Source organism: Reyranella sp. (assembly GCF_965228225.1).
Taxonomy (GTDB): domain Bacteria; phylum Pseudomonadota; class Alphaproteobacteria; order Reyranellales; family Reyranellaceae; genus Reyranella.
In genome coordinates this window covers 3,474,297-3,486,844 of sequence record NZ_OZ245801.1, presented here as the reverse complement: position 1 = coordinate 3,486,844, position 12,548 = coordinate 3,474,297, and the positions used below count along the sequence as shown (strand labels likewise).

The window sequence follows — 12,548 nt, the reverse complement described above, 5'->3', positions numbered from 1 at the left end:
TGCCGGGGTTCCTAGGACGGAGCATCCCACGCTGGAGGCCATGCGCATGTTCGCCCGCAGCCCGGTGGCGGTGGGCGGCCTGGTGCTGCTGGTAGCGATCCTGCTGGTGAGCCTGGTCGGTCCGCTGGTCTACGTCGCCGATCCCTTCGACATCGTGGCCGCGCCGCTGTCGCCGCCGTTCAGCGAAGGCGCGCTGCTGGGCTCAGACCAGCAGGGCAGGGACGTGCTGACGGGGCTGATCTATGGCGGCCGGGCGACCCTGACGGTCGGAGCCGCCGCGGCGCTGATTTCGGTCGTGATCGGCATCACCATCGGCGCGGTCGCGGGCTATTTCGGCGGCACGGTCGACGAGGTGCTGATGCGCTTCACCGAGTTCTTCCAGGTCCTGCCATCTCTGCTCTTCGCCATGGTTCTGGTGACGCTGTTTTCGCCAACCCTGGCCACCGTCGTGCTGGCCATCGGCGTGGTGAGCTGGCCCGGCACGGCGCGCCTCACGCGCGCTGAGTTCCTCAAGATCAAGCAGTACGATTTCGTCGCCGCCGAGCTGGCAATCGGCGCGCGACGGGGACGCATCATGTGGAAGGTGATCCTGCCCAACGCCCTGCCGCCGCTGGTCGTGTCCGCCACCCTGGCGGTCGGCGCGGCCATCCTGTTCGAAGCCAGCCTGTCGTTCCTGGGGCTGGGCGACCCCAATCGGATGAGCTGGGGCCTGATGATCGGGTCCAGCCGGTCCTACATGCTGTCGAGCTGGTGGGCCGTGACCTTTCCCGGCCTGATGATCTTCCTCACCGTGCTGGCCGTCAGCCTGATCGGCGACGGGCTGAACGACGCGCTCAATCCGAAGCTGCGGGAACGCCGCTGATGACCGGGGCCGGCGCGCCGCTGCTCGAGATTTCGGGGCTTTCCGTGGAATTCACGGGCGGCGGTCGCACCGCCCGCGTCCTGAACGAAGTGGCGCTCACGGTCGCGGCCAACGAGACCCTGGGCATCGTGGGCGAATCGGGTTGCGGCAAGAGCATGACCGCGCTCGCCATCCTGCGGCTCGTGCCGTCGCCGCCGGGCCGCATTACCGGCGGCCGGATCGTGTTCGAGGGCGAGGATCTGCTGCAGGCGCCGGAGCAGCGCCTGCGCGACGTGCGCGGCCATCGCATCGGCATGATCTTTCAGGAGCCGATGACCTCGCTCAATCCGGTGCTGACGATCGGCGACCAGCTTTCCGAGACCGTGATCAAGCACCTGAAGCTCGATGCCCGCGCGGCGCGCGCCCGGTCGATCGAGCTTCTGAAGGCGGTCGGCATTCCCGCGCCCGAGCGCCGGGTCGACGAGTATCCGCACCAGCTCTCGGGCGGCATGCGCCAGCGGGTCATGATCGCGATGGCGATCGGTTGCGAGCCACGACTGCTGATCGCCGACGAGCCGACCACGGCGCTCGACGTCACGGTTCAGGCGCAGATCTTCGAGCTGCTGCGCGAGTTGCGCGCCCGCAGCGGCATGGGCCTGATCCTCATCACCCACGACATGGGCGTGATCGCCGAGATGACCGATCGTGTGGCCGTCATGTATGGCGGCCGGGTCGTCGAGGAGGCGCCGACCGCGGACATTCTGTCGGCCCCGGCCCATCCCTACACGCGCGGCCTGATCGCCTGCGTTCCCGATCTCGACGCCGAAGAGGTCTTGGACGCCGACCTGCTGGAGATCGCCGGCATGGTGCCGTCGGTCTGGGATCTGCCGAAAGGCTGTCCCTTCGCCGACCGCTGCGCCGAGGCGATGCCGCGCTGCGTGGCCGAGATGCCGCCCACGACTGTTGTGGCCGCCGGTCACCGGGTGGCCTGCTGGCTTAACGAGGCAGCCAGCTCATGAGCGCGCCGCTTGTGTCGGTGCGCGACCTCGCGGTCCATTTTGCGCGGCCGCACTTCAATCCCCTGAAGCCGCGCGAGACGGTACGCGCCGTCGACGGGGTCTCCTTCGACGTCGCCAAGGGCGCGACTTTGGGCATCGTCGGCGAATCAGGCTCGGGCAAGACGACGGTGGCGCGCGGCCTGCTGCGGCTGGTGCCCGTCACCTCGGGCCGTATCGTCCTCGGCGGAACGGACATCACGGCGTTGCGCGGCGAGGAGATGCGCCGGATGCGCCGTCACATGCAGTACGTCTTCCAGGATCCGTACTCCTCGCTCAATCCGCGGGTGCGCGCCGGAGCCATCGTGCGCTCGCCGCTCGACGTGTTGGGAATCGGGACGCCGGCCGAGCGAGACGCGCGGGTGGCGGAGCTGTTCGCGGCGGTGGGGCTGCGGCCCGAGAGCCAGAATCTCTTCCCGCATCAGTTCTCCGGTGGCCAGCGCCAGCGCATCAACATCGCCCGCGCGCTCGCGCCGGCGCCCGACCTGCTGGTGTGCGACGAGCCGGTGTCGGCCCTCGACGTGGCGATTCGCGCCCAGATCCTGAACCTGCTGCAGCAGCTCAAGCGCCGCCTCGGCATCACCTATCTCTTCATTTCGCACGACATGGCGGTGGTGAAGCATGTCGCCGACGAGGTGGCGGTCATGTATCTCGGCCAGATCGTCGAACGTGCACCGCGCTCGGCCTTCTTCGCGCGACCGCTCCATCCCTACAGCGTGGCGTTGATGTCGGCGGTGCCGACCGTGCGCGGGGGCCGTGAGCGCGCGGCCCGGCGCATTCGCCTGACCGGCGATCCGCCCAGCCCCATCGATCCGCCACCCGGCTGTCGCTTCGCGGCGCGCTGCCCGGTGGCGGAGCCGGCCTGCCGGCAGACCATGCCCGAGTTGCGCGAGATGGCGTCGGGCCAGTGGGTGCGGTGTCACAGGGTCGAAGCCGTCGGTGGCACGATCCGGCGGCCACTCGATTGACCGCCTCGCGAGCGGAGCGTCGATGAGCCGCGTGATGTTGAGGATTGGCCGCTTTCTTGCAGAAGGCAGGCCGGCCGGAGGACTTCTCTTCGCCCGTCCTGCATGCCAAGGACGGACCGTAGGGTTTCCCGACAGAGTTTGAACCGAGAGGATGATCATGGACGGACTGCACGCCAACTCGCCGCACGCGCGCGACCAGCGCTATCTGGTGCACCAGCAGACGGAGCTGAAGACCTACCGCGAGCAGGGCGGCACGCTCATGGCACGCGGCAACGGCATCCACGTGATCGACGAGTCGGGCAAGGAATACATCGAGGCGATGGCGGGCTTGTGGTGCGCCTCGCTTGGCTTCTCGGAGAAGCGGCTGGCCGAGGCCGGCTACAAGCAGCTGCTCGATCTGCCCTACTATCATACGTTCTTCGACAAGGGGCACCTGGCCAGTGTCGACCTCGCCGAGAAGCTGCTGTCGATGGCTCCCAAGCCGATGAGTCGCGTGCTGTTCCAGTGCTCGGGCTCGGAAGCCAACGACGCCGCCATCAAGCTCGTCTGGTATTATCACAACGCCATCGGCAAGCCGGAGAAGAAGAAGATCATCGGCCGCGAGCGCGGCTATCACGGCAACACCGTCGCCTCGGTCAGCGTCTCGGGCCAGCCGCACATGCGCGCGGGCTTTGACATCCCGCTGCCGATGTTCAAGCATACCGACAATCCGCACTATTACCGCTTCCACAATGAGGGCGAGACCGAGGAGCAGTTCTCCGATCGCATGGCCGCCAATCTCGAGGCGTTGATCCTTGCCGAGGGACCCGACACGGTCGGCGCCTTCTTCGGCGAGCCGGTACAGGGCGGCGGCGGCGCCATCACCCCGCCGCGCACCTATTGGGAGAAGATCCAGAAGGTGCTCCGGAAGTACGAGGTGCTGCTGGTCGCCGACGAGGTGATCGCGGGCTTCGGCCGCACTGGCAACATGTGGGGCAGCGAGACCTACGGCATCCAGCCCGACATGATCTCGTGCGCCAAGGCGCTGTCGGCGGCCTACCAGCCGATCTCGGCGCTGATGATCTCCGACAAGGTCTATGACGCGGTCGAGAGCCTGAGCGCCACGAACGGGACGTTCGGCCACGGCTTCACCTACGGCGCCCATCCGGTGGCCTGCGCCGTCGCGCTGGAGACGCTGAAGATCTACGAAGAGCGCGACATCGTGGGCCAGGTGCGCAAGGTCGGACCGGCGATGCTGGCGGGGCTGGAGAAGTTCCGCGACCATCCGCTGGTCGGCGACGTCCGCGGCATCGGCCTGTTTGCCGGCGTCGAGCTGATGAAGGATGCCAAGGCGCGTACGCCGTGGGCGCCGGAACAGAAGGTCGGCACGATGGTGCAGGACCATGCGTTGCGCCACGGGCTGATCGTCCGCGCCATCGGCGACCGCATTGCCTTCACGCCGCCGCTCATCATCACCGAGGAGCAGATCGGCGAAATGTGCAGGCGCTTCAAGTTGGCGCTGGACGACGCGCGCACGGACCTGAAGCTGTAGGGGCGTCACGCCACGGCCGGTCGCCCGGCGCGGCGGATGTAACGTTCTCGGTCATCCGCACGAACACAAGGGAGAGGGACGGTAACGCCGGCCTCTCGATATCTTGGGTTGGATATGGAGACGGCCCGGCCCACATGCCGGCAGACCCTCACGCTCCGTTGAGAGGAGGCCCGTCATGTCCAAGTCCGTCCGGCCTAACAGAAGGAACGTCCTGCAGCTGGGAGCCGGCGTCGGAATCGCCGGCGCGGCACTGCTTGCGGCCCTGCCCTGGCGCGCGCGGCCGGCCGCTGCCGAAGCGGCTTTCAAGGTCACCCGCACGGATGGTGAATGGAAGAAGCTCCTGGCGCCGCCGCAATATGCGGTACTGAGGGGCAACGGCACCGAGCGGCCCTATTCGAGCCCGCTCAACGACGAGCACCGCAAGGGCACCTTTTCCTGCGCCGGCTGCCAGCTCGCTCTGTTTTCGTCGGCCACCAAGTTCGACAGCCGGACCGGCTGGCCGAGTTTCTGGGCGCCGCTCGACAAGGCGGTCGGCACCGAGACCGACACCACGTTCTTCATGAAGCGCACTTCGGTGCATTGCGCCCAGTGCGGCGGCCATCTCGGGCATGTCTTCGACGACGGGCCGAAGCCGACCGGCCTGCGCTACTGCATGAACGGCGTGGCCATGACCTTCGCCGTCGCGGCCGCCTGAGATTCACGTCAGCATCAGGAGGAGGGACCGATGACCGGGATCCGCTTTGATCGAGGCCGCCGCGCGGCGCTGCGCCTTTCGGGATTGGCGCTGGTGGGCGCCACGCTGTACAGCATTTTGCCGGCCGGAGCGCAGGAGGCGATGGTCGTGGTGCCCGCGCCGGCGCTCGACGAGCGCAGGTCCGACGCTACGACGGAGACCGCGGTCCTGGCCGGCGGCTGTTTCTGGGGCGTGCAGGCCGTGTACCAGCATGTGAAGGGGGTAAGCCGTGCCGTTTCGGGATACGCCGGCGGTCCCCGGGACAAGGCATCCTACGATATGGTGACGTCGGGCCGCACCGGCCATGCCGAGGCAGTGGAAGTGACGTTCGATCCAGGGATCGTCAGCTACGGCCAGATTCTGCAGATCTTCTTCTCGGTGGCTCACAATCCCACGCAGCTCAATCGCCAGGGGCCCGATGTCGGCACGCAATACCGCTCGGCCCTGTTCTTCGCCGATCCGGCGCAGCGCCGGATCGCGGAGGCCTATATCGCCCAGCTCGATCAGGCCCGCGTCTTCCCGAAGAAGATCGTGACGCAGCTCAACGACGCCATGCCCTTCTTTGCGGCGGAAGGCTACCACCAGGACTACGCGACGCTGAATCCGAACAGTCCCTACATCCTTCGCCACGACCTGCCCAAGATCGAAGGGCTGAAGCGCCTGTTTCCGGCGGCATGGCGCGCCGATCCCGTGTTGCTGCGCGTGTCGGGCGGCAAGGTGAGCCAATGACTCTGGCCTGCGAACGCGCGGCGGTGAAAGCCGCCGCGCGGTGAGGCATAGTGCGTCGAAATCTCGGGGAGACGACGCATGGTCAAGCCGGTTCGCCGGATCGTGACGGGCCACGACAACGAGGGACGCTCGGTGTTTCTCGAGGATGGGCCGGCGCCGCATCCATTCTCGCCGTCCCACTCGCCCAATGTCGGATTGACCAATCTCTGGCTGCTCGACGCGATCCCCGCGTCGAACGCTGAGGGGGAGGGCGACCCGACGGCAGGCCCCTTCAAGCTGGAGCCGCCCGCAGCCGGCAATGTCGTGCGCATTGTCGAGTTTCCGCCCGACCGGGAGCGCAACTACGGCAACCAGGCCGAGGTCTTCCGCCAGTACGGCGCGGCGCAGGCGCACGACGAGGCCGCCCGCCATCCCGGCTTCCACAAGACCCACAGCGTCGACTATGCCATCGTCATCGAGGGCGAGATCTGGGCGCTGATGGATGTCGGCGAAACCCTGATGAAGGTGGGCGACGTGCTGATCCAGCGCGGTACCAACCATGCGTGGGCCAACCGCACCGACCGCATCGCCCGGGTCCTGTTCGTGCTGAACGGCGCGGCGCCGGTCTGAGGCTCGCGCTGCCCGTGACCGCCTAGGAAATGGCCTCTTTCGAACACGCTTTCCTCGCGGCCGCCGCGATGGTCCTCGTGTGGACCTGGATCGGCGTGCCGGTTGCGGTGCGGCTGTTCGCAGGGGCGGGCGCGCTGCTGCTGGCGCCGGCATTGGGCTTCGCCATTCATGTCGTCGTGGCTCTGCCGGCGTTCCGCCTGATCGGGATGGGGAGGGGCGCGGTCGTTGCCGTGACGGCGGCGTGCGTGGTCGGGGCAGTTCTCGCGATGCGGGGACAGAAGGGGGCGGTGCGCTGGCCGCCGGTGTCGTTGGCCGTGGCCGTCGTGCTGGCGGCGCTGCTGGCATGCGTGCCGGCGGCCTCGGTGCTGCCCAAGGCGACGAGCGAGGGCGTGACCCTGTCGGCCTCGATCTTCGACCATTCCAAGATTGCGATGATCGACGGGATGGCGCGCAGCGGTGTGCCGCCCCTCAACCCGTTCGTCCACGAGGCCGGTACGCCCGACCGGCTGGCCTACTACTATCTCTGGCATTTCGGCGCCGCGGTGTTCGCGGTGCTGACCGGCGCCAGCGGCTGGGAAGCCGACGCCGCGCTCACCTGGTTCACCGGCTTCGCCTCGCTGCTGTTGATGATCGGCCTGGCGCTGCGCCTGGGCGCCGGCCGGGCCGCGCCGTTCCTCGTCCTCGTGCTGGCGGCCAGCGCCTCGGTCCGCTCCCTGCTCGACGCCCTGCCGTTCGCCTCAGTGCTCAAGGCGGCCTCGGGACTGGGCGGCTGGCTGTTCCAGACGGCGTGGGCGCCGCAGCACCTGGCCTCGGCGAGCTGTGTCGTACTGGCCTGCCTTGCGTTGGTGCGGCTGGCTGAAGGCGGCGGCTGGCTCGCGGCGCTGCTGTTCGGCCTGCTCGCCGCGGCGGGCTACCAGACCTCGATCTGGGTGGGGGGTGTCACCTTCGCGGTGGCTGCCTTCGCGATCGCGCTGTTTCTCCTGCTGAGCCTCGAGCCGCAGCGCCGCGCCGGCTTCGCGGTGACGGTCGGGGCGGCGGGCGCGCTGGCCCTCTTGCTCAGCCTGCCGTTCCTGCTCGACCAGGCATCGGTCGCGGCGGCGCGCGGCGGCGGTTTTCCGCTTGCGCTCTCGGCCGTCGAAGTGCTCGGCGCCCCGGTGACGGCGACGCTGCGCGCGTGGCTCGACGTGCCGGCCTACTGGCTGGTCTACCTGCCGGTCGAGTTCGCGTCCTTCTATGTCGCCGGCTCGATCGGCCTGTGGATGTTCGTGAAAGAGCGCCGCGCCGCGGCGATGCCGCTGGCGCTGCTGGTCGCCGCGAGTCTCGCCGTCGCGGGCTTGCTGCGCAGCACCGTCGCCTGGAACAACGACCTTGGCTGGCGCGCGGTGCTGCCGGCGCTGCTGCTGCTGGTCCCCATTGCCGCCGCCGCGATCTCGCGCGGGTCAACGGTTTCGTCGCGTATCGCGGGAGTGTTCGCCGCCGCCGGCGTGATCCTGGCGCTGCCCTATACGTTGGAGCTGGCGCGCGAGGACCTGTTTGCCTCCCCGACGCCGTCGGAGCGCGCCTTCGCCGACGCCCCCGCCCTGTGGCAGGCGGTGCAGCGCCACGCCTCGATGGACGAGCGCGTGGCCAACAATCCCGCGTTCCTTGCAGACGCGACGCCGTGGCCAGTCAACATCTCCTGGGCGCTGCTGGGCAACCGGCTCTCCTGCTATGGCGGCGACGATCTCGCCATCGCTTTCGCCGCGGCGCCAGCGCCGTCGCGCGCCGCGACCAGGGATCTGTTCGACCGCGTCTTCGCCGGAATGGCAAAGCCCGGCGACGTGCGAGCGCTGGCGGAGCGCTACGGCTGCGATGTGATCGTGCTGGTGCCGCAGGACGGCGCGTGGGCCCGGGATCCGTTCACGTCGGGCGACGTCTACCGGCCCGTGGAAGCGCAGGACGGATGGCGGATCTACCGCCGGGTTCAGAGGCCCGCGAACCAGTTGAAGCCGCGATCCTCCCAATAGCCGCCGGGATAGGTGTTGGTCACCTCGATGGCGGTGATCCACTTGGGGTTCTTGAAGCCGAGCTTGGTCGCGGTCCGCAGCCGCAGCGGAAACCCATAGGGATCGGTGATCGGCTGGCGGGCATATTTCGTCGCCAGGATGGTTTGCGCATGCAGCGCCGTCGCCATGTCGATGCTGCCACTGTAGTCGTCGGCGCACTTGAAGGCGACGTACTTCGCCTTGAGGTCGGCGCCGACCGTCTCGAGGAAGGTACGCAGGTTCACGCCGGACCACTGCCCGATATAATCCCAGCCCTCGACGCAGATATGGCGGATGATCCATTCCTGCTCGGGCAGTTGCATGAAGCGCTGCACGGTCCAGGGTGTCTTGTCGGCGATGCGCCCGGCCAGCTCGAGCTTCCAGGTTGCGCCGTCGACCGGCGCCACGTCATTGACGTCGTAATAGGCGTTGAAGCGCGGCGGCTTCACCACCTCGGCCTCGCTGTAGGTCGGCGCCAGGTGATTCGGCCTGAACATGAACTCCTGGAAGCGGTCATTGAACGAAGACACGCGGCGCAGCACCGACTGCACCGCGCTGTCGCTGGTGACGTCGCAGCCGGTCAGCATGGCGAGCGCACCGAGGCTCAGCGATCCGCGCAGGATGTTGCGCCGGCCTATATCGGCCAGCAGTTCCCGGTTGTTCTCCAGCACGCTCTGGTCGACGCCGGTCTTGGGACGGAAGGAGGAGGGCGAGGGGCTGCGGATGGGCATGGGACGCTCCGGCTCAGGGGGCTGTTGACGAGTTGGCGACGACCGGCGCTTGTCCGTCGGGGTCGACCGGAGGATCGACCTTTGGACCGCCGGTGATCATGGCGCCGATGGTCTTGGGCACGATCAGCGCCAGCGCGACATGCACGACGAGAAATCCGACGATGGCGGCCATGCCGAGGAAGTGAACCAGCCGTCCTCCCTGAAAGCCGCCGAACAACGTCACCAGTTCCGAAAGCTGCACCGGCTTCCAGATTGCCCAGCCCGAGAGGACCTGCACCACGATCACGAGGATGATCCCGGTATAGAGCAGCTTCTGCACGGCGTTGTAGTGGGTGATGTCGGCGTGCGAGAGCCGCAGCGCCAGTGCGTTGCGAAGGTCGGCGACGAATTCGGTGACGCGGATCGGCAGGAACTTGCGGCGGAAGCGGCCGGTCGCAAACCCGTAGGCGAGATAGGCGAGACCGTTCAGCATCAGCACCCACATGGCGAAGAAGTGCCATTGCAGCGCGCCCTGCGCCTCCCCACCGATCGTGATCCAGTCGGGAAAATGCAGCCAGCCGAACAGGACCTCGTCGTTATAGATTTTCCAGCCGCTGCCGATCATCAACAGCATCGCGAGTGCATTGATCCAGTGCATGACTCGCAATGGCCAGGGATGCAGCGGCTTCGATCTCTTGCGCATGGGGACGGGCTCTTCGGATGATGGTTCTCGAGTGGTCTTTCGCGCGAAGCGGGCAAGACCTTACGGCCGCTCACGGACTCGTGACCCCCCGCTTTTCGTTCGGCCGTATTATTTGAACCGCGCTGTAACGAAGCGCGCGCCGTCACGAATACATCTTCAAACGCAGGGTTTGAGGAGAGATCGATGCCGTGGGCAATCGCTGCAGTGCTTCTGCTATTCCAAAGCCTGTGGCTGCCGGCGATGGCACAGGCCGACTTTGCCTCGCTGCCGCAGGACGAGAAGATGGCGCGGCGCTTTCCGCAGCCCGTAAGGGTCGGCGACCTGATCGGCTTGCCGGTGCTCGACGATCAGGATTCGACCATCGGTTACACCAGCGATGTCGTTCGCACGCCCGATGGAAGGGTGAGGCTCATCGTGCCTTACCGCCGCTGGTTCGGGGGCGAAAGCAGGCTCGTTGCGGTGCCGATCGAGACGGTCGTGATCCTCGGCCGCCACCTCAATGCGCTCGAGTTTCCGCCCGCGTCGTTCGACAAGGCGCCGACCTTTGTGGCCACGCAGGCAACGCCAATCGGCCGTGACGAGATCATCAGGATCGCGATCGGCCGGCGATGATCCACATCGCGATGACCCCACGGCACGCAACCAATCGCGCGGGCGGGCATTGTCTGCCTGGGAGGGAGCGTTCCCGTGGATCATGAATCACGCACGCCGCTCAAGACGCGGACGCTCGTGGCCCAGGGCTTTGGCGCGGTCGAGCCGGTGACGCGCGGGCTGGTTTCGCCGATTCACATGTCGACCACCTATCTCCGCGATGCCGACAACGGCTACAGCAGTGGCCGGATTTATGGCGGCTCCGACAATCCTTCAGTGCAACAGGCAGGCGCAGTCATTGCGGCGCTCGAAGGGGCCCAGGATGCGCTGATGTTCGGCTCCGGCATGGCGGCGGCCAGTGCCGTCTTCCAGGCGCTCGACCGGCCGGCGCATCTGCTCGCCTCCCAGGGCATCTATTACGGGCTGCGGTCCTGGCTCGGGGAAATCGCCAAGCGCTCGGGTCATACCGTCACCTTCGTCGACACGTCGAACCTCGACCTCGTGCGCGCCGCGGTGCGGCCGGGCGAAACCGGCCTGGTCTGGATCGAGACGCCCAGCAATCCGCTGTGGAGCATCACCGATATTGCTGCCGTCGCCGACATCGCGCACGCGGCGGGCGCGCTGCTGTGCGTCGACTCGACCGTCTCGACGCCGATCTTCACCCGGCCGCTGGCGCTGGGCGCCGACCTCGTCGTCCACTCCGCCACCAAATATCTCAACGGCCATTCCGACGTGGTCGCCGGCGCTTTGGCGACGACGGAGCGCAGCGCGATGTGGGAGCGCATCGGCCGGGTACGAGCGCAGGTCGGTGCCACCCTGGGACCGTTCGACGCCTGGCTGCTGATGCGCGGCATGCGCACCCTGCATGTACGCGTGACGGCGCAGGCGCGCACCGCCGCCAAGCTCGCAAATCGGCTGGTCGGCCATCCCGCGCTCAGCGCCGTCCTCTATCCCGGCCTGCGCGATCATCCCGGCCACGAAATTGCGGTGCGCCAGATGGTCGGCGGCTTCGGCGGCATGCTGTCGATCCGGGTCAAGGGCGGCGAGCCTGCGGCGGTCGCCGTCGCGGCCCAGGTCGAACTCTGGAAGCGCGCCACCTCGCTGGGCGGCGTCGAGAGCCTCATCGAGCACCGGGCGTCGATCGAGGGCGCGGGTACGCCCTGTCCGCCGGACCTCCTGCGCCTTTCGGTCGGGCTGGAAGATGTCGACGACCTCTTCATGGACCTGGTGCAGGCGCTTGGCGCTACCACCGGCTCGTTCAGCCGGCTTTAGGGGAGAAGCGAATGGGCAAAGTTGCCGTCGGGATCATGTGCAAGACCCCCGCGCCAGGGAGATCGAAGACGCGCCTGTCGCCGCCGCTCCGGCCCGAGGATTGCGCGCGCATCTCGGCCTGCTTCATCCGCGACCTGTCGCACACCATCGGGCAACTCGCGACGGCGAGCGATGATGGGGGCGAAGTCGTCGGCTGCGCGGTCTACACGCCCATCGGCTCGGAGACCGCGCTGCTGTCGCTGTTGCCCGACGGCTTCGTGCTGCTGCCGCAGGTCGAGGGCGGCTTCGGCGAGCGCCTGTTCCACGGTGTCGATGCGTTGCTGCGAACCCATGACGGCGTCTTGCTGGTGAATTCGGACAGCCCGACCCTGCCGCCCGAAATCCTGCGCGCCGCGGTCAAGGCCGTGCAGGCCGGCGACAACGTCGTGCTGAGTCCCGCGATTGATGGCGGCTATACGCTGATCGGCCTGTCGCGACCGCACCGTCGCCTGTTCGAGGAAATCGAGTGGAGCACCGCGACGGTCTTCCAGCGCACGCTCGACCGCGCCGCCGAGATCGGCCTGCCGGTTGTCACCGTGCCGGGCTGGTACGATGTCGATGAAGCCGCCGACCTCCGAATGCTCGAGGCCGAGCTTCTAGGCGCCGCGCCGGCATCGCTGCCCCTGAAAGGCGCCGACGCGCCCGCGACACGCGAGTTCCTCCTCGAACGCAATCGCGCTTCTGTGCGGGATGCGGGCCGCGCGCCGACCGGCACCGTTGCCGCCGCCGCAAGCTGACCGGAG

At 67.8% G+C, this 12,548-nt stretch carries 13 protein-coding genes; 11 read left to right on the top strand and 2 right to left on the bottom strand.

The genetic code is table 11. The features are described from left to right. The first annotated feature begins 46 nt into the window (after positions 1-46). The 8 genes from ACO07K_RS16900 (at position 47) to ACO07K_RS16865 (ending at position 8,472) form a co-directional block, all read left to right on the top strand. Positions 47-862 (top strand): ABC transporter permease, encoded by an 816-nt coding sequence (locus ACO07K_RS16900; protein ID WP_422029797.1) that lies wholly within the window; start codon positions 47-49, stop codon positions 860-862. Next, positions 862-1,860 (top strand): ABC transporter ATP-binding protein, encoded by a 999-nt coding sequence (locus ACO07K_RS16895; RefSeq protein WP_422029796.1) that lies wholly within the window; start codon positions 862-864, stop codon positions 1,858-1,860. Before ACO07K_RS16900 ends, ACO07K_RS16895 begins: the two co-directional genes overlap by 1 nt. Continuing rightward, positions 1,857-2,864, top strand: a complete 1,008-nt coding sequence (locus ACO07K_RS16890; RefSeq protein ID WP_422029795.1) for an ABC transporter ATP-binding protein — start codon at positions 1,857-1,859, stop codon at positions 2,862-2,864. Before ACO07K_RS16895 ends, ACO07K_RS16890 begins: the two co-directional genes overlap by 4 nt. A 157-nt stretch (positions 2,865-3,021) precedes the next feature. After that, on the top strand, positions 3,022-4,395 hold the full coding sequence (locus ACO07K_RS16885; protein ID WP_422029794.1) for an aminotransferase: 1,374 nt from the start codon (positions 3,022-3,024) through the stop codon (positions 4,393-4,395). Positions 4,396-4,570: 175 nt separating this feature from the next. Further along, a complete protein-coding gene (gene msrB, locus ACO07K_RS16880) occupies positions 4,571-5,089 on the top strand; it encodes a peptide-methionine (R)-S-oxide reductase MsrB (protein WP_422029793.1) in 519 nt (172 codons plus the stop codon). 30 nt (positions 5,090-5,119) lie between these two features. Further along, positions 5,120-5,857: a peptide-methionine (S)-S-oxide reductase MsrA gene (msrA, locus tag ACO07K_RS16875; protein WP_422029792.1), complete on the top strand. Its 738-nt coding sequence runs from the start codon at positions 5,120-5,122 to the stop codon at positions 5,855-5,857. Positions 5,858-5,935: 78 nt separating this feature from the next. After that, entirely contained in the window at positions 5,936-6,466 is a 531-nt protein-coding gene (locus tag ACO07K_RS16870; RefSeq protein ID WP_422029791.1) for a cupin domain-containing protein, read from the top strand. 29 nt (positions 6,467-6,495) lie between these two features. Continuing rightward, positions 6,496-8,472: a hypothetical protein gene (locus tag ACO07K_RS16865; RefSeq protein ID WP_422029789.1), complete on the top strand. Its 1,977-nt coding sequence runs from the start codon at positions 6,496-6,498 to the stop codon at positions 8,470-8,472. Here ACO07K_RS16865 and ACO07K_RS16860 read toward each other — a convergent pair. Further along, positions 8,430-9,221: a molybdopterin-dependent oxidoreductase gene (locus ACO07K_RS16860; RefSeq protein ID WP_422029787.1), complete on the bottom strand. Its 792-nt coding sequence runs from the start codon at positions 9,219-9,221 to the stop codon at positions 8,430-8,432. The two genes, ACO07K_RS16865 and ACO07K_RS16860, sit on opposite strands and share 43 nt — an antisense overlap. Positions 9,222-9,234: 13 nt before the next feature. Next, entirely contained in the window at positions 9,235-9,903 is a 669-nt protein-coding gene (locus ACO07K_RS16855) for a cytochrome b/b6 domain-containing protein (protein ID WP_422029785.1), read from the bottom strand. Between the two features lie 183 nt (positions 9,904-10,086). Here ACO07K_RS16855 and ACO07K_RS16850 point away from each other — a divergent pair, with 183 nt between their 5' ends. From ACO07K_RS16850 to ACO07K_RS16840, 3 genes are all read left to right on the top strand, one after another. Further along, complete coding sequence (locus ACO07K_RS16850) at positions 10,087-10,515, top strand: PRC-barrel domain-containing protein (protein ID WP_298304555.1); 429 nt, start codon at positions 10,087-10,089, stop codon at positions 10,513-10,515. Positions 10,516-10,590: 75 nt separating this feature from the next. Further along, positions 10,591-11,766 carry a trans-sulfuration enzyme family protein gene (locus tag ACO07K_RS16845; protein ID WP_422029782.1) on the top strand — a complete coding sequence of 392 codons (1,176 nt, stop codon included), beginning with the start codon at positions 10,591-10,593 and terminating at the stop codon, positions 11,764-11,766. 11 nt (positions 11,767-11,777) lie between these two features. After that, positions 11,778-12,542 (top strand): TIGR04282 family arsenosugar biosynthesis glycosyltransferase, encoded by a 765-nt coding sequence (locus ACO07K_RS16840; RefSeq protein WP_422029780.1) that lies wholly within the window; start codon positions 11,778-11,780, stop codon positions 12,540-12,542. The last annotated feature ends 6 nt before the right edge of the window (positions 12,543-12,548 follow it).